At 70.3% G+C, this 17646-nt stretch carries 13 protein-coding genes; 10 read left to right on the top strand and 3 right to left on the bottom strand.

Annotated elements, in window-relative coordinates:
* Positions 1–2 precede the first annotated feature (2 nt).
* Complete coding sequence (locus tag ACZ561_RS30080; RefSeq protein WP_471000833.1) at positions 3–1865, bottom strand: glycoside hydrolase family 13 protein; 1863 nt, start codon at positions 1863–1865, stop codon at positions 3–5.
* Positions 1866–2202: 337 nt separating this feature from the next.
* Here ACZ561_RS30080 and ACZ561_RS30075 point away from each other — a divergent pair, with 337 nt between their 5' ends.
* The 7 genes from ACZ561_RS30075 to pulA all read left to right on the top strand — a co-directional run bounded on the left by ACZ561_RS30075 (position 2203) and on the right by pulA (position 15402).
* Positions 2203–3477 carry an extracellular solute-binding protein gene (locus ACZ561_RS30075; RefSeq protein WP_471000830.1) on the top strand — a complete coding sequence of 425 codons (1275 nt, stop codon included), beginning with the start codon at positions 2203–2205 and terminating at the stop codon, positions 3475–3477.
* A gap of 20 nt (positions 3478–3497) precedes the next feature.
* Positions 3498–4508 carry a carbohydrate ABC transporter permease gene (locus ACZ561_RS30070; RefSeq protein WP_471000827.1) on the top strand — a complete coding sequence of 337 codons (1011 nt, stop codon included), beginning with the start codon at positions 3498–3500 and terminating at the stop codon, positions 4506–4508.
* Positions 4502–5368, top strand: coding sequence for a sugar ABC transporter permease (locus tag ACZ561_RS30065; protein WP_376438007.1), 867 nt, complete (start codon positions 4502–4504; stop codon positions 5366–5368). The genes ACZ561_RS30070 and ACZ561_RS30065 overlap by 7 nt, the downstream gene beginning before the upstream one ends.
* 47 nt (positions 5369–5415) lie before the next feature.
* The gene (locus tag ACZ561_RS30060) at positions 5416–7083 is read left to right on the top strand and encodes a glycoside hydrolase family 13 protein (protein WP_471000824.1); all 1668 of its coding nucleotides are present in this window, start codon (positions 5416–5418) and stop codon (positions 7081–7083) included.
* The gene (locus ACZ561_RS30055; RefSeq protein WP_471000821.1) at positions 7071–8153 is read left to right on the top strand and encodes a LacI family DNA-binding transcriptional regulator; all 1083 of its coding nucleotides are present in this window, start codon (positions 7071–7073) and stop codon (positions 8151–8153) included. The genes ACZ561_RS30060 and ACZ561_RS30055 overlap by 13 nt, the downstream gene beginning before the upstream one ends.
* 123 nt (positions 8154–8276) lie before the next feature.
* A complete protein-coding gene (locus tag ACZ561_RS30050) occupies positions 8277–9977 on the top strand; it encodes a carbohydrate-binding module family 20 domain-containing protein (protein WP_471000818.1) in 1701 nt (566 codons plus the stop codon).
* A 67-nt stretch (positions 9978–10044) separates the two neighbouring features.
* Entirely contained in the window at positions 10045–15402 is a 5358-nt protein-coding gene (gene pulA / locus ACZ561_RS30045) for a pullulanase-type alpha-1,6-glucosidase (protein ID WP_471000815.1), read from the top strand.
* A gap of 74 nt (positions 15403–15476) precedes the next feature.
* Here the strand turns inward: pulA and ACZ561_RS30040 are convergent, their stop codons facing one another.
* Positions 15477–15989: a GNAT family N-acetyltransferase gene (locus ACZ561_RS30040; protein ID WP_471000812.1), complete on the bottom strand. Its 513-nt coding sequence runs from the start codon at positions 15987–15989 to the stop codon at positions 15477–15479.
* Positions 15990–16042: 53 nt separating this feature from the next.
* Between ACZ561_RS30040 and ACZ561_RS30035 the strand changes: the two genes are divergently transcribed.
* Positions 16043–16375 carry a 5-carboxymethyl-2-hydroxymuconate Delta-isomerase gene (locus tag ACZ561_RS30035; RefSeq protein WP_471000809.1) on the top strand — a complete coding sequence of 111 codons (333 nt, stop codon included), beginning with the start codon at positions 16043–16045 and terminating at the stop codon, positions 16373–16375.
* Between the two features lie 65 nt (positions 16376–16440).
* Here ACZ561_RS30035 and ACZ561_RS30030 read toward each other — a convergent pair whose 3' ends face one another.
* Positions 16441–17154, bottom strand: coding sequence for a TetR/AcrR family transcriptional regulator (locus tag ACZ561_RS30030; RefSeq protein WP_471000806.1), 714 nt, complete (start codon positions 17152–17154; stop codon positions 16441–16443).
* 38 nt (positions 17155–17192) lie between these two features.
* Between ACZ561_RS30030 and ACZ561_RS30025 the strand changes: the two genes are divergently transcribed.
* Together ACZ561_RS30025 and ACZ561_RS30020 are read left to right on the top strand one after the other, a co-directional pair.
* On the top strand, positions 17193–17459 hold the full coding sequence (locus tag ACZ561_RS30025; RefSeq protein WP_329121299.1) for a hypothetical protein: 267 nt from the start codon (positions 17193–17195) through the stop codon (positions 17457–17459).
* Positions 17460–17501: 42 nt separating this feature from the next.
* On the top strand, positions 17502–17642 hold the full coding sequence (locus ACZ561_RS30020) for a hypothetical protein (protein WP_471000803.1): 141 nt from the start codon (positions 17502–17504) through the stop codon (positions 17640–17642).
* The last annotated feature ends 4 nt before the right edge of the window (positions 17643–17646 follow it).

Genomic DNA, 17646 nt, shown 5'->3' with positions numbered 1-17646 from the left:
TGTCAGATTGCCCACCAAACGCAGGAGTCGGCGGGAACCCGGACGTTGTGCGCGAGCGCGGCGCCGCGGCCGAATTCCCCTGCGGGGGAGGGGAGTACGGGGGCGGTGCCCCCGATTCCCCCGTCGCCGTGGGGGCCTTCGGGGGCCGGGCCGATGCCTCCTTCGGCTTTACCGGCGAGGTGCCGCGCGCGCGGGCTTTCGCCCGTCGACAGGCCGGCAACGGAGCACACACGGCCGCCGCCGTCCGGCGGAGCAGGGGCGAACCGCGGGTGGGGGGCCTCGGCCGTGGGGTCGTCGCCCTCCCCGCCATTGCCGCGCGTCGTGCTGCTCAGGAGCGGCGTTCCGGTGAGCGGAAGGTCCACCCGCCGTGCCGTCGTGTTCAGTGTGACCACGACGTCGCCGCCCCCGGCCCGGCGGCGGAAGGCGAGCACGCCCTCCGGGGCGTCCAGCCACTCGACGGCGTCGCCCGCGCCGAGGGCGGGGTGCTCGCGGCGGATCCTCAGCGCCTCGCGGTAGAGCTCCAGGGTGGATTCGGGGTCCGCCGTCTGCGCGGCGACGCTCAGCGCTCCCCACTCGCGGGGCTGCGGGAGCCAGGAGCCGGCCGGACCGAAGCCGTACGACGGGCCCTCGGCGGTCCACGGCAGCGGGACCCGGCAGCCGTCGCGCAGCCCGTCCTGGCCGTCGCCGCGCCAGAACGCCGGGTCCTGGCGGAGCTCGTCCGGCAGGTCGGCGACCTCGGGCAGGCCCAGCTCCTCGCCCTGGTAGACGTAGGCCGAGCCGGGCAGCGCCAGCATCAACAGGGCCGCCGCCCGCGCGCGCTCCAGGCTCCCGTACCGCGTGGTGTGCCGTACGACGTCGTGGTTGGAGAGCACCCAGGTCGTCGGCGCCCCCACCGACGCCGTCGCGCGCAGCGACGCGTCGACGACCGACCGCAGCGCCTCCGCGTCCCACGGGCAGTTCAGGAACTGGAAATTGAACGCCTGGTGCAGCTCGTCGGGGCGTACGTACAGGGCGAGCCGCTCCGGCGTCGGCGCCCACGCCTCCGCCACCCCGATGCGGTCGGGGCCGTACGACTCCAGGAGCCGGCGCCAGCCGCGGTGGATCTCGTGCACCCCGTCCTGGTCGAAGAAGGGCAGCCGCTGGGTGCCGATCAGCTTCGCCTGCTGTCCGCGTCCGATGTCGGGCAGGCCCTCCGCCTTGACCATGCCGTGGGCGACGTCGATCCGGAAGCCGTCCACCCCGAGGTCGAGCCAGAACCGGAGCACGGAGTCGAACTCGGCCCGTACCTCGTCGTTCGTCCAGTCCAGGTCGGGCTGCTCGGGCGCGAACAGGTGGAGGTACCAGGATCCGTCCGCGACCCGCGTCCACGCAGGGCCGCCGAAGACGGACTCCCAGTCGTTGGGTGGCTGCGCTCCGTCCGCGCCCCGCCCCGGCCGGAACACGTACCGCTCCCGGCCCACCCCGGCGAGTGCCGCCTCGAACCAGGGGTGCCGCTGCGAGGTGTGGTTCGGGACGATGTCCACGATGACCTTCAGGCCGAGCCCGTGCGCCGCGCGCACCAGGTCGTCGGCGTCCGCCAGGTCCCCGAAGAGCGGATCCACCGCCCGGTAGTCCGCCACGTCGTAGCCGCCGTCCGCCTGCGGAGAGGCATAGAACGGCGTCAGCCACACCGCGTCCGCGCCGAGACCGGCGATGTGCGGCAGCCGCTCCCGTACCCCGCGCAGGTCCCCGATCCCGTCGCCGTCGCTGTCCGAGAAGGAGCGGACGTACACCTGGTAGATGACGGCGTCCCGCCACCAGCCGGTGCGGCTGTCGCAAGGACTTGCAAGGTTCGACGGCGACGGTGAGGTGAGCTCGTGGGCCATGTGCGGTGTCCCTCTCGCGTGTTCCGGATGTGGGTCGTCTTCCTGCCCAACGAGGTCAAAGCGGACATGAAACGGGCCTGCAAGCGGTCATGAAAAGGTTTGCAGGCCGTCCCGCACCCCGCAAGAGGCCCTCGAATCCCGCTGTCAAGCGACTCGTCGGCAACCTTCAGGACACGCCGATGTAACGATCGCCGCTCCTTGCAGAAAGTTCTCGCAAGCTCTTTCGGCTCGTTTTCATCCCTGTTACGTTCCTGGCAACCCGGCGCGCCGCGAGGGAGCGGTCGCATGAGGCAGGTTCCAGCCCCTCGTCCCCCCGGGATCAGTTGAAGGAGTTCACATGCGGCGTGGCATAGCGGCCACCGCGCTGGTCGCGGCCCTGGGCGTGACCCTGGCGGCGTGCGGAAGCGATGACGGCAACAGCGGCGGCTCGAAGGGCTCGGGCGAGCTCTCCGGCACCGTGACCTGGTGGGACACCTCCACGGTGGGCAGCGAGGACAAGGTCTTCAAGAAGCTGGCCGAGGACTTCACCAAGAAGCACCCGAAGGTCACCGTCAAGTACGTGAACGTGCCGTTCGGTGAGGCGCAGAACAAGTTCAAGAACGCCGCCCAGTCCGGCAGTGGCGCCCCCGACGTGATCCGCTCCGAGGTCGCCTGGACCCCGGACTTCGCGAACCTCGGCTACCTCGCGCCGCTCGACGGCACCGCCGCGCTGAAGGACGACAAGGACTTCCTCAAGCAGGCCTCCGCCTCCACCAAGTACAACGGCAAGACCTACGGCGTGCCGCAGGTCATCGACTCCATGGGCATCTTCTACAACAAGAAGATCTTCAAGGACGCCGGCGTCGACGTCCCCAAGAGCGTCGACGAGCTCAAGTCCGTCGCCACCAAGATCAAGGAGAAGACCGGCAAGACCGGTCTCTACCTGCGCGGCGACGACGCGTACTGGTTCCTCTCCTTCCTCTACGGCGAGGGCGGCGACATGGCCAACGCCGAGCAGAAGAAGATCACCATCGACAACGCCGCCGGCGTGAAGGCCTTCTCCACCGTGAAGGACCTGGTCGACTCGAAGGCCGCGATCACCGACGCGACCAACGGCTGGGACAACATGCAGGCCGCCTTCAAGGACGGCAAGGTCGCGATGATGATCAACGGCCCGTGGGCCGTCTCCGACACCTACGCGGGCAAGGAGTTCGCCGACAAGGCGAACCTCGGCATCGCGCCGGTCCCCGCCGGCTCCGCCGGCCAGGGCGCCCCGCAGGGCGGCCACAACCTCGCCGTGTACGCGGGCTCCAAGAACCTGGACGCCTCCTACGCCTTCGTCGAGTACATGACCTCCGTCGAGGCGCAGACCACCGCCGCCAAGGAGCTCAGCCTGCTCCCGACCCGCGAGTCCGTCTACATCAAGCCGGACGTCGCGAGCAACGAGATGATCGGCTTCTTCAAGCCGGTCGTCGAGAAGGCCGTCGAGCGCCCCTGGATCCCCGAGGGCGGCAGCCTCTTCGCGCCGCTGCAGACCGAGTACACCAAGGTCCTCACCAACCAGGCCACCCCGGAGCAGGGCGCCAAGGCGACGGGTGACGCCTACCGCAAGCTCCTGAAGGACTGGAAGTAACTAGGAAGGCAGGCCGGCTGATGGCTGTGGACACCAGCAGCCAGTCGGCGGTGAAGGCCGCGGGCGACGACGCCCGCGGCCGCCACCGTGGTACTGGCACCCCCGGGGGAAAGGTGCGCCGTTCCCTCTCCACACACTGGTACGCCTGGGCGATGGTCGCTCCGGTGGTGATCGTGATCGGCGTGATCATCGGGTACCCGCTGGTACGCGGGATCTACCTCTCGCTCACCGACGCCAACGAGCGCAACGTCGCGCGGAGCATCGGCGTCAACGAGATCCCCGCGACCTACGAGTTCGTCGGCCTGGACAACTACGTCGAGGCTCTCACCGGGGGACAGTTCTTCGTCACCCTCGGCTGGACGCTGGTGTGGACGGTGTGCTGTGTCGCCGTCACCTTCGGCCTCGGCCTCGGCCTCGCCAACATCCTCAACCGCAAGATCGCCGGCCGCTCCTTCTACCGGATGATGCTGATCCTGCCCTGGGCCGTGCCCGGCTTCGTCTCGGTCTTCGCCTGGCGCTTCCTGTACGACGAGCGCCGCGGCATGCTCAACCAGATCCTCGCCGGCGGCGGCATCGACGCCGTGCCGTGGCTCAACGACCCCACCTGGGCCAAGTTCTCGGTCATCGCCGTCAACGTGTGGCTGGGCGTCCCCTTCATGATGGTCGCCCTGCTCGGTGGACTGCAGTCCATCCCCGGTGAGCTCTACGAGGCCGCCGAGATGGACGGTGCGAACGCCTGGCAGCGCTTCCGGAACATCACGCTTCCCGGGCTGCGCTCGGTGTCCACCACCGTGATCCTCCTGAGCACCATCTGGACCTTCAACATGTTCCCGGTGATCTTCCTGCTCACCCGGGGCGGACCAGGCGAAGCCACCCAGATCCTGGTCACCCAGGCGTACAAGTTCTCCTTCGAGATCAGCCCCCGTGACTTCGCCCAGTCGTCCACCTGGGGCGTCCTCATCCTGATCCTCCTGATGGGCTTCGCCGCGATCTACCGGCGAGTCCTCCGCAAGCAGGGAGAAGTCTGGTGACCACCGCACAGACCACCGCGACCAACGCCCCCCGCCGCGGCCGCCGCTCGCCGCTCGCCTCGATCGGGCTGCACACCACCCTGATCGTCGCCTCCGTGATCGCCGTCTTCCCGGTGCTGTGGGTCCTGCTCACCTCGCTCAAGCCGGCGAAGTACGCGACCACGACCGACTTCTTCAAGGAGACGACGCTCGCGAACTACACCGACCTGCTGGAGAACACCGAGTTCCTCGCATGGTTCGGCAACTCGCTGCTCATCGCGGGCCTCACCACGCTCCTCGGTGTCTTCGTCGCCTCCACCACCGGCTATGCCGTCAGCCGCTTCCGGTTCCCCGGCAAGCGCGGACTGATGTGGACCCTGCTCATCACCCAGATGTTCCCGGTCGCCGTCCTGATCGTGCCGATCTACAACATCATGGCGACGCTCGGACTGCTGAACAGGGCCGCCGGTCTGGTCATCACGTACCTCACCATCGCCGTCCCCTTCTGCGCCTGGATGATGAAGGGCTTCTTCGACACCATCCCGCGCGAGATCGACGAATCGGGCCAGGTCGACGGGCTCAACCCGTTCGGCACCTTCTGGCGCCTGATCCTGCCGCTCGCCAAGCCGGGCCTCGCGGTGACCGCGTTCTACTCCTTCATCACCGCCTGGGGCGAGGTCGCGTACGCGTCCGCCTTCATGGTCGGCGACGAGAACCTCACCCTGGCCGGCGGACTGCAGAAGTTCGTCAACCAGTACGGCGCCCAGTGGGGTCCGATGTCCGCGGCCTCGGTGCTCATCGCCATCCCGGCGGCGCTGGTGTTCCTCTTCGCCCAGCGGCACCTGGTGACCGGCATGTCCGCCGGCGCCGTCAAGGGCTGACCCTGAACACCCCACACGTACCTCCCTCCTTACCTCTCAAGGAAGACATGACCCAGCACCTCGCTGCCCCCGCCGCCGCCCCGACCACCGGCACGCACACGGGTTGGTGGAGAGACGCGGTGATCTACCAGGTCTATCCGCGCAGCTTCGCCGACGGAAACGGCGACGGCATGGGCGACCTGGAGGGCATCCGCGGCCGGCTGCCGTATCTGAAGGAGCTCGGCGTCGACGCCGTCTGGCTCAGCCCGTTCTACGCCTCCCCACAGGCCGACGCGGGTTACGACGTCGCCGACTACCGGGCCATCGACCCGATGTTCGGCAGCCTCCTCGACGCCGACGCGCTCATCCGCGAGGCGCACGAGCTGGGTCTGCGGATCATCGTCGACCTGGTGCCCAACCACTCCTCCGACCAGCACGAGTGGTTCCAGCGCGCGCTGCGCGAGGGCCCCGGCTCCCCGCTGCGCGAGCGCTACCACTTCCGCCCGGGCAAGGGCGAGAACGGTGAACTGCCGCCCAACGACTGGGAGTCCATCTTCGGTGGCCCCGCGTGGACGCGGGTCGAGGAGGCGGACGGCACCCCCGGGGAGTGGTACCTGCACCTCTTCGCGCCGGAGCAGCCCGACTTCAACTGGGAGCACCCCGCCGTACGCGACGAGTTCCGCTCCATCCTGCGGTTCTGGCTCGACATGGGCGTCGACGGCTTTCGCGTCGACGTCGCCCACGGCCTGGTGAAGGCCGAGGGGCTGCCGGACATCGGCGCGCACGACCAGCTCAAGCTGCTCGGCAACGACGTCATGCCGTTCTTCGACCAGGACGGCGTCCACGAGATCTACCGCTCCTGGCGCCAGGTCCTCTCCGAGTACGACGGAGAGCGCGTCCTCGTCGCCGAGGCGTGGACCCCGACCGTCGAGCGGACCGCGCACTACGTGCGCCCCGACGAGATGCACCAGGCCTTCAACTTCCAGTACCTGGGCACCCATTGGGACGCCGAGGAGCTGCGCCGGGTGATCGACGCCTCGCTCGCCGCGATGCGGCCGGTCGGTGCGCCGACGACCTGGGTGCTCTCCAACCACGACGTCACCCGGCACGCCACCCGCTTCGCCAACCCGGCGGGCCTCGGCACCCAGCTGCGCGAGCCCGGCGACCGTGAGCTGGGTCTGCGCCGGGCCCGGGCCGCGACGCTGCTGATGCTGGCGCTGCCCGGCTCCGCCTACGTCTACCAGGGCGAGGAGCTCGGCCTGCCGGACGTCACCGACCTGCCCGACGAGGTCCGCCAGGACCCGTCGTTCTTCCGGGCCACCGGCCAGGACGGCTTCCGCGACGGCTGCCGGGTCCCCATCCCGTGGACCGTCGAGGGCAGCTCGTACGGCTTCGGCAGCGGCGGCAGCTGGCTGCCGCAGCCCGCCACCTGGGGCGGGCTCAGCGTCGAGGCACAGGCCGGCGACCCCGGCTCCACCCTGGAGCTGTACCGCAGCGCGCTCGCCGTGCGCCGCGAACAGCCCGGGCTCGGTGCGGGCGAGGAGATCGAGTGGCTGGAGGCGCCCGAGGGCGTGCTCTCCTTCCGCCGCGACGGCTTCGTCTGCACCGCCAACACCACCGGTCGGGCCATCTCCGTCCCGCTGCCCGGCCGGTTCCTTCTCTCCAACGAGCCCGTCTCCCACGGGGAGGGCTTCGCGGAGCTGCCCGCCGACACCACCGTCTGGTGGGCGGTGTGACGATCCCCCTGCCGCGGGGCGCCGGGAACGGCGCCCCGCGGCTCGCGGACATCGCGGCCCAGTCGGGCGTCAGCGAGGCCACCGTCAGCCGTGTCCTCAACGGCAAGGCGGGGGTGGCCGGCGCGACCCGGCACCGGGTCCTCGCCGCGCTCGACGTGCTCGGCTACGAGCGTCCCGTACGGCTCAAACGCCGTAGCGCCGGCCTGGTCGGCCTGGTCGTGCCCGAGCTGACCAACCCGATCTTCCCGGCCTTCGCCCAGGTGATAGAGCAGGTTCTGGCCGGGCACGGCTACACCCCGGTGCTCTGTACCCAGATGCCCGGCGGCGCCACCGAGGACGAGCTCGTCGAGCAGCTCGAGGAGCGCGGGGTCACCGGCATCATCTTCCTCTCCGGGCTGCACGCCGACGCGAGCGCCGACCCGGAGCGGTACGTCCGACTGGCCGCGCGGGGCGTCCCGTTCGTCCTCATCAACGGCTTCAACGAACGCGTCGACGCCAACTTCGTCTCGCCCGACGACCGGGCGGCGGCGCGGATGGCCGTACGGCACCTGGTCGAGCTGGGCCACGAGCGGATCGGTCTGGCGATCGGCCCGACGCGCTATGTGCCCTCGCGCCGCAAGGCGGAGGGGTTCGCGGCCGAGCTGCACCACCTGCTCGGGATCGAGCGGGCGGAGGCCGAACGGTTCGTCCGTCCCACCCTGTTCGGTGTCGAGGGCGGACACGCGGCCGCCGACATCCTGCTCGACCAGGGCTGCACCGGGATCGTCTGCGGCTCCGACCTGATGGCGCTCGGCGCCATCCGTGCCGTGCGCGCCCGGGGACTCGACGTGCCCCGTGACGTGTCGGTCGTCGGCTTCGACGACTCTCCGCTCATCGCGTTCACGGACCCGCCGCTCACCACCGTGCGCCAGCCGGTGCAGGCGATGGCGACGGCGGCGGTGGGCGCGCTCCTGGAGGAGGTCGAGGGGAACCCCGTGCAGCGCACGGAGTTCGTCTTCCAGCCGGAGCTGGTGGTACGCGGGTCCACGGCGCAGCCGCCGGCCGGAACCTCGCTGCAACTCCTTGCGTAACTCCCTGCATCGAGGGGTCCCAAGGGTTGACCGGGGGTCGGGGCACTCGTACGGTCACGGCTGAAAACAGTTGCTGCTAGTTTCGGCAACATCTTGCGACAGTGAAGTCAGCAGGAGGACAACATGGCCAGAAAGACCGTGGCCGCTGCACTCGCCCTTGTGGCGGGAGCCGCTGTGGCCGTCACGGCGCCGATCCCCGCACAGGCCGCCCCGCCCGGTGAGAAGGACGTCACCGCGGTGATGTTCGAGTGGAAGTTCGCCTCCGTGGCGAAGGCCTGCACCGAGCAGCTCGGCCCCGCGGGCTACGGCTACGTCCAGGTCTCGCCGCCCCAGGAAAGGATCCAGGGCTCCACCTGGTGGACCGCGTACCAGCCGGTCAGCTACAAGATCGCCGGACCTCTCGGCGACCGCACCGCCTTCAAGTCCATGATCGACACCTGTCACGCGGCGGGCGTGAAGGTCGTCGCCGACTCCGTCATCAACCACATGGCGAACGCGTCGGGCACGGGAACGGGCGGGACCTCGTTCTCCAAGTACGACTACCCGGGCCTGTACTCGGGCGGCGACATGGACGACTGCCGGGCCACGATCTCGAACTACCAGGACCGGGCGAACGTCCAGAACTGCGAGCTCGTCGGCCTTCCGGACCTCGACACCGGCGAGGACTGGGTACGCGGCCGGATCGCCGCCTACATGAACGACCTGCTCTCCCTCGGCGTGGACGGCTTCCGCGTGGACGCGGCCAAGCACATGCCGGCCGCGGACCTCGCGAACATCAAGTCGCGGCTGAGCAACCCGGGCGTCTACTGGAAGCAGGAGGCGATATACGGGGCCGGTGAGGCGGTCTCCCCGAGCGAGTACCTGGGCAACGGGGATGTCCAGGAGTTCCGCTACGCACGGGACCTCAAGCGGATCTTCGGCTCGGAGAAGCTGTCGTACCTGAGCAACTTCGGCGAGTCCTGGGGCTACATGTCCTCCGGCAAGTCCGGCGTCTTCGTCGACAACCACGACACCGAGCGCGGCGGCGACACCCTCAACTACAAGAACGGCGCGACCTACACCCTGGCGAGCGTCTTCATGCTGGCCTGGCCCTACGGCTCCCCGGACGTCCACTCCGGCTACGAGTGGTCCGACAAGGACGCAGGCGCGCCCAACGGCGGCCAGGTCAACGCCTGTTACAGCGACGGCTGGAAGTGCCAGCACGCCTGGCGCGAGATCGCCTCGATGGTCGGCTTCCGCAACGCCGCGCGCGGCACGGCGGTCGGCAACTGGTGGGACAACGGCAACGACGCGATCGCGTTCGGCCGAGGCGACAAGGCGTACGTCGCCATCAACCACGAGGCCTCGTCGCTGACCCGCACGTTCCAGACCGGGCTGCCGGCCGGCACCTACTGCGACGTGCAGTCCAACACGAGCGTGACGGTGAACTCGGCGGGCCAGTTCACGGCGACGCTGGCATCGAACACGGCCGTGGCCCTGCACGTGAACGCGAAGAACTGCGGCGGCGGTACGACGACCCCGCCGCCCGCCGCCACGGGCGCCTCGTTCAACGTCAACGCCACCACGGTCTCCGGCCAGAACATCTACGTGACCGGCAACCGCGCGGACCTGGGCAACTGGTCCCCGTCCGCGGCGCTGAAGCTGGACCCGGCCTCGTACCCCGTCTGGAAGCTCGACGTCTCCCTGCCGGCCGGCACGGCCCTCGAGTACAAGTACATCCGCAAGGACGCCGCGGGCAACGTGACCTGGGAATCCGGTGCGAACCGCACCGCGACGGTCCCCGCCTCCGGCCGGATCGTCCTGAACGACACCTTCCGCAACTGACCGCTCCTCCCACCAGGGCCGCCCCGCCGGGGCGGCCCCCCTTCCCGTACCTCCAGGGAGAACCCCCGTGATACGCAAGAGAACGGCGGCCGCCGTGGCCACCGCCCTGTGCGCGGCGCTGGTGCCCGCCCTTCCCGCGGCCGCCGCGCCCCCGCCCCCACCCCCGCCGTCCGACAAGGCGCTCGCCGCTCAGCCCGCGCGTCACGACCTCACCCGGGAGCAGTTCTACTTCGTCCTGCCCGACCGGTTCGCCAACGGGGACACCGCCAACGACCGCGGAGGCCTCACCGGCACCCGCCTCGACACCGGCTTCGACCCCGCCGACAAGGGCTTCTACCAGGGCGGCGACCTCAAGGGGCTCACGAAGAAGCTCGACTACATCAAGGGCCTCGGCACCACCGCCATCTGGATGGCGCCGATCTTCAAGAACCAGCCCGTCCAGGGCACCGGAAAGGACGCGAGCGCTGGCTACCACGGCTACTGGATCACCGACTTCACCCAGGTCGACCCGCACTTCGGCACCAACGCCGACCTGGAGAAGCTGATCGACCAGGCCCACGCCAAGGGCATGAAGGTCTTCTTCGACGTCATCACCAACCACACCGCCGACGTCGTCGACTACAAGGAGAAGACCTACAACTACCTCTCCAAGGGCGCCTTCCCCTATCTGACGAAGGACGGCGTCCCCTTCGACGACCGCAGCGGCTCGTTCCCGCGCGTCGACACGGACTCCTTCCCCCGCACGCCCGTCGTCCCCGCCGACAAGAAGAACCTCAAGGTTCCGTCCTGGCTCAACGACCCGACGATGTACCACAACCGGGGCGACTCCACCTTCGCCGGCGAGTCCTCCCAGTACGGCGACTTCGTCGGCCTGGACGACCTGTGGACCGAGCGTCCCGAGGTCGTCGAGGGCATGGAGAAGATCTACCAGCGCTGGGTCCGCGACTTCGACATCGACGGCTTCCGCATCGACACCGTCAAGCACGTCGACACCGCGTTCTGGACCCAGTGGGCCACCGCCCTCGACGAGTACGCCGCCAAGCGCGGCCGCGACGACTTCTTCATGTTCGGCGAGGTCTACTCCGCCGACCCGGCGATCACCGCCCCGTACGTGACCGAGGGCCGCCTGGACGCCACCCTCGACTTCCCGTTCCAGGACGCCGCCCGCACCTTCGCCTCCCAGGGCGGCTCCGCGGACAAGCTGGCGAACCTCTTCGGCCAGGACTACCGCTACACCACCGACAAGGCCAACGCCTACGAGTCGGTGCCCTTCCTCGGCAACCACGACATGGGCCGCTTCGGGACCTTCCTCAAGCAGGACAACCCGAAGGCCGGCGACGCCGAACTCCTCCAGCGCTACCGGCTCGCCAACGAGCTGATGTTCCTCACCCGCGGCAACCCCGTCGTCTACTACGGCGACGAGCAGGGCTACACCGGCGCCGGCGGAGACAAGGACTCCCGTCAGACCCTCTTCGCGTCGAAGACCGCCGACTACCTGGACGACGACCAGCTCGGCACCGACCGCACCCACGCGAGCGACGCCTACGACGCCTCCCACCCCCTGTACCGGCAGATCGCCGCCCTCTCGAAGCTGACGCGCGAGCACCCGGCGCTGCGCGACGGCGTCCAGGAGCAGCGGTACGCCGAGGGCTCCGTCTACGGCTTCTCCCGTACCGACGCCCGTACCAGGACCGAGTACGTCGTCGCCGCGAACAGCTCCACCGAGGCGAAGACCGTCGAGATCCCGACCGGCTCCGCGGGCATGGCCTTCACCGCCGTCCACGGCGGCGACGCACGGGTCACCAGCGCCGGTGACACGAAGATCAAGGTGACCGTCCCGGCGCTCGGCTCCCTCGTGCTCAAGGCGGCCAAGCCGCTCGGCGCACCCGCAGCCACGCCCACGATCGCGCTCAAGGCCCCCGAGGCCGGCGCCACCGGCACCGCCGAGCTCTCCGCCGACGTCACCGGCGGGCAGCTGAACCGCGTCGTCTTCGCCGCCCAGACCGGCAACGGAAAGTGGCAGGTCCTCGGCTCCGCCGACCACGCCCCGTACAAGGTCACCCAGAAGGTCACCGCGCCCGCCGGAACCGCCTTGCGCTACAAGGCCGTCGTCGTCGACAGCGCCGGCCGCACCGCGAGCGCGACCGCCGCGACCACCAGCGGCGCCCCGGCCGTCGAGCAGCCGCCGACCGCCACCCAGCGCGACTACGCGATCGTCCACTACAAGCGCGCCGACGGCGACTACACCGACTGGGGCCTGTACACCTGGGGCGACATCGCCGACGGCGAAGGCACCACCTGGCCCGTCGGCAAGCCCTTCACCGGCCGTGACGCGTACGGCGCCTTCGCCTACGTCAAGCTCAAGCCCGGCGCCTCCTCGGTCGGCTTCATCGCCGTGAACAAGGACGGCGTCAAGGACACCGACGCCGACCGGACCGTCGACCTCTCCAAGACCGGCGAGGTCTGGATCGAGCAGGGCAAGCCCGAGGTCCTCAACGCCGCGCCCGAAGGTGCGTACCCGCCGCAGGACACGACGAAGGCGGTCCTGCACTACAAGCGCGCCGACGGCGACCACACGGGCTGGGGCCTGCACACCTGGACCGGCGCCGCGAACCCCACCGACTGGAGCAAGCCGCTGGAGCCGGTGCGCACCGACGCCTACGGAGCGGTCTACGAAGTCCCGCTCGCGGCCGGCGCCACCTCCCTCTCCTACATCCTGCACAAGGGCGACGAGAAGGACCTGCCCACCGACCAGTCCCTCGACCTCAAGGCCAACGGCCACGAGGTGTGGATGCTCGGCGGCCAGGAGAAGTACCTGCTGCCGCAGCCCAAGGGCAGCGGCGCCGCGCTCGACCTCACCAAGGCCCAGGCGATCTGGATCGACGGCACCACCCTCGCCTGGAACGGCAGCGACGCCGCCGCCTCCGCCGTCCTCCTCGCCTCCCGCGACGGTTCGATCGCGGTGAAGGACGGGGCGCTCGCCGGGAACCGCACGGTGCTGCGCCTGAACCCGACGCAGCTGACCGACGCGCAGAAGGCCGCGTTCCCGCACCTGAAGTCCTACGGAGCCTTCACGGTCGACCCGCGCGACCGGGACCGCATCCGCGAGGCGCTCAAGGGGCAGCTCGTCGCCGCCCAGTACGCCGCGAACGGCGCCGTCCTGACCGCCACGGGCGTCCAGCTCGCCGGCGTTCTCGACGACCTGTACGCGGCGAAGGCCACCGGGGCCGCGCTCGGCCCGGTGTTCCGCAACGGTCGCCCCACGCTCTCCCTCTGGGCCCCCACCGCCCAGTCCGTCTCCCTCGAACTCGACGGCAAGGCCGTGCCCATGCGCCGCGACGACGCCTCCGGCGTCTGGTCGGTCACCGGCACGCGCGCGTGGACGGGCAAGCCGTACCGGTACGCGGTCGAGGTCTGGGCGCCGAGCGTCCGGCAGATCGTTACCAACAAGGTCACCGACCCCTACTCCACCGCCCTGACCAGCGACTCGGCCCAGAGCCTCGTCGTCGACCTCGCGGACCCGAAGCTCGCGCCCAAGGGCTGGAAGAGCCTGGCCAAGCCCGCGGCCGTACCGCTGCGGGACGCCCAGATCCAGGAGCTCCACATCCGCGACTTCTCGATCGCGGACACCACGGCCGTCCCGGCGCACAAGGGCACGTACCTCGCCTTCACCGACGCCGGCAGCAAGGGCTCACAGCACCTGAAGGCCCTCGCCGCCTCCGGCACGTCCTACGTCCACCTGCTCCCGGCCTTCGACATCGGCACCATTCCCGAGAAGGAGTCCGACCGGACCGAGCCCGCCTGCGACCTGAAGGTGTACGCCCCCGACTCCGAGGAGCAGCAGGCCTGCGTGGCCGCCGCCGCGGCCAAGGACGCCTACAACTGGGGCTACGACCCGCTGCACTACACCGTCCCCGAGGGCTCCTACGCCACCGACCCCGAAGGCACCCGCCGCACGGTCGAGTTCCGGCAGATGGTCCAGTCCCTCAACGGCGCCGGTCTGCGCACCGTCATGGACGTCGTCTACAACCACACCGTGGCGAGCGGCCAGGCCGACAAGTCCGTCCTGGACAAGATCGTGCCCGGCTACTACCAGCGCCTCCAGGCCGACGGCTCCGTCGCCACCTCCACCTGCTGTGCCAACACCGCGCCCGAGAACGCCATGATGGGCAAGCTCGTCGTCGACTCGATCGTCACCTGGGCCAAGCAGTACAAGGTGGACGGCTTCCGCTTCGACCTCATGGGCCACCACCCGAAGGAGAACATCCTCGCCGTCCGCAAGGCCCTGGACGCGCTGACCGTCGCCAAGGACGGCGTCGACGGCAAGTCGATCGTCCTCTACGGCGAGGGCTGGAACTTCGGCGAGATCGCCGACGACTCCCGCTTCGTCCAGGCCACCCAGAAGAACATGGCCGGCACCGGCATCGCGACCTTCTCCGACCGGGCCCGCGACGCCGTCCGCGGCGGCGGCCCCTTCGACGAGGACCCGGGCGTGCAGGGCTTCGCCTCCGGCCTCTTCACCGAGCCCAACTCCTCGACGGCCAACGGCACTCCGGAGCAGCAGAAGGCCCGCCTGCTCCACTACCAGGACCTGATCAAGGTGGGGCTGACCGGCAACCTCGCCGACTACTCCTTCACGGACACCTCGGGCCGTACGGTCAAGGGAAGCCAGGTCGACTACAACGGCGCCCCGGCCGGCTACGCCGCCGCCCCCGGTGACGCCCTCGCCTACGCCGACGCGCACGACAACGAGACCCTGTACGACGCGCTCGCCTTCAAGCTCCCGGCGACCACCTCGGCCGCCGACCGGGCCAGGATGCAGGTCCTCGCCATGGCGACGGCCACCCTCTCGCAGGGCCCGGCGCTCTCCCAGGCGGGCTCGGACCTGCTGCGTTCCAAGTCGCTCGACCGCAACTCGTACGACAGCGGTGACTGGTTCAACGCGATCCACTGGGACTGCCGGGACGGCAACGGCTTCGGTCGCGGCCTGCCTCCCGCGGCCGACAACAAGGCCAAGTGGGGCTACGGAAAGCCGCTGCTCACCGCCCCGTCCCTGACGGTCGGCTGCGCGCAGATCGACGGCGCCTCGGCCGCCTACCGGGACCTCCAGAAGATCCGTACGACCGAGTCCGCCTTCTCCCTCGCCACCGCCGGGCAGGTCCAGGACGCCCTGTCCTTCCCGCTCTCCGGCACCGGCGAGACCCCGGGCGTGATCACCATGCGCCTCGGCGACCTGGTCGTGGTCTTCAACGCCACCCCGGAGCGGCAGACCCAGCGGATCGCCGCCCTGGCCGGAAAGGGCTACGGCCTGCACCCGGTCCAGGCCGCGGGCGGGGACTCCGTGGTCACGTCCGCGTCGTACGAGACGGGCTCGGGCACCTTCACGGTCCCGGCCCGCACGGTGGCGGTCTTCACCACCCGCTGACCGCGGACACACGCGACGAGGCCGGCCGGGGCTCCCCGACCGGCCTCGCCGCACGTCTCGGTCCGGCGCGCGGGTCAGCCCAGCGCCTTCTCCAGCAGGACCACTCCGTACCGCGTGCCGTCGGCGGCGAGCTTTCCCGGCTCCTCGCCGACGGCCGTGTACCCCGCGGCCTCGTAGTACGTCCGCAGCCGCGGGTTGCGCGACACACAGTCCAGCCGGGCCACCGCCCTCCCACCGGCCGTGATCCGTCCCTCGGCGTGGGTGAGGAGCGCCCGGCCCGTGCCAGCGGGTGCGGCCTCCCGGTCGGTCATCAGCCGGTGGACATAGCCCGCCACCGGAGGCTGCGGGCCCCAGGCCTGCTCGTCGTCCCACCACAGCTCGTACGCGCCGACGACCCGGCTCCCGGCCGACGCCAGCCACACCTCGCCGGCCGCGATCCGGGCCCGGAAGTGCTCCGCGCTCTTGTCGCCCGGCTTCCACTGGTCGATCCCGTGGCGCACCATCCACCGCGCCACCGCGTCGAACATCCCCACCAGAAGGTCGAGATCGAGGTCGTCCGCCTGCCGGAAGGTCACTTGTGCGCTCATGGCGATCACCGTAAAGGTGTGGCCAGACATCCGATCGACCGGGAGTGACCCCCATGCCGCAGATCATCGTGGACTACTCCGCGCCGCTCGACCGGCGCGGCTTCGCGCTCGCGCTGCACCCGCTCGTCGTGGAGACCGTCGACACACGGATCGACGCCTGCAAGACCCGTTTCCGCGAGGTCGAGGAGACGGTCGTCGGGGACGGCTCGACGAACGACGTCGTCGTCCATGTCGACATCGCGCTGCTGGCCGGCCGCACGGACGAGACGAAGGCCCGCCTCGCGGAGGCCGTGGTCGCGCTGCTGCCCGCGTACCTCAAGGAGCCGGAGGGCGTTCATGTCTCCGCCGAGGTGCGCGACCTCGAACCCTCCTACCGCAAGGCCTGACGACAGCAGCCGACCGCGGCGGTCGACCACGTCGGTCGATCACGGCCGCCGGCCTCCGCGGTCGACTACGCCGGTCGCTGTGCGGGCACCCGCGGTGCCAGGGCCGCGAGCCGGTCCACCAGGTCGCCGAACGGCCCGTCGGCCGGCTCGTCGGCGAGGATCCGGACCAGGACGTCCGCCATCTCCGTGTCGTACGCCGCGCTCACCGCCGCCAGTGCCGCGAAGTCGTGCACCAGCTGCAACTCCAGCTCGGCGCGCGGCACGCGGCGTCCGTCCAGCCAGATCAGCGCCGTCGACTCGGCCAGCGACACCCAGGAGCGGACGACCAGTTCGAGCCGGGCGGAGGGCTGCTCGACGTCCAGATGGGCCAGGATCTGCTCGTAGGCGGCCTGCCGCACCTCGTCGATCATCGCGTTGGTGGTGGAGGAACCCACCGCGGGACCGCCCCGCATCAGCGCCGCGAAACCCGGCCCGTGCTCGTCCACGAAGTCGAAGAACCGGCCCATCACCCGCAGCAGCCGCGCGCCCAGCGGGCCCTGCGGCGGCTCCAGGAAGCGGGCGGCCAGCTCGTCGGCCGCCCGCCGCAGCGCCGCCTCGTACAGGCTCTGCTTGCCGGGGAAGTAGTGGTAGACCAACGGCCGCGAGATTCCCGCGGCCGCGGCGATCTCGTCGATGGAGACCTCGTCGGGAGAGCGGTGGCTGAACAGCTCGAGAGCCACCCCGATCAGCTGCTGCTTGCGCTCCTCGACGCCCATCCTGCGTCGCACCCCGGTCGTCATGCGAACAGCCTAACCGCCGTCCGTTACGCTCCCACGACATGAGCACCTCCGGTTTGAGCCCGAAGCAGGCACGCCAACTGCGGATAGCGGCCGCGTCCGTTCTGCTGGTCGCCATGGCGGCGGTCCTGGTGATCCGGCTCGCGAGCCGCACGTCCGTCCTCGTCGTCGGCGTGTACGGCCTGGCCATGATCCTCTGTGGTGTGGTGATCGAACTCTCCCGCAACGGCCGCACCCGCCTGGGCACCTGGCTCCTGGTGGGCGGCCTCTCCGCCGCGCTCGCCTTCGACTGGCTGATCCTGCCGTAGCGGACACCCGAGACGGGCCTGCTCCGCCTCCAGCAGGCCGGCGTGATCGTGAGCGACTACGCGAGCCTGGTGGCGGAGATGCTCGCCGACAACGCCCACCCCGTCGCGCCGCACGTGTACCAGGACCTCGACATGCCCTTCGCCGCGCTCGTGGGACAGCTCGCCGCCGCGCGCTCCCGCTGAACCG

This window comes from Streptomyces sp. NPDC039609, from assembly GCF_055596705.1.
The sequence above is the reverse complement of the archived record's forward strand: the minus strand, read 5'-3'. Positions and strand labels throughout refer to the sequence as shown.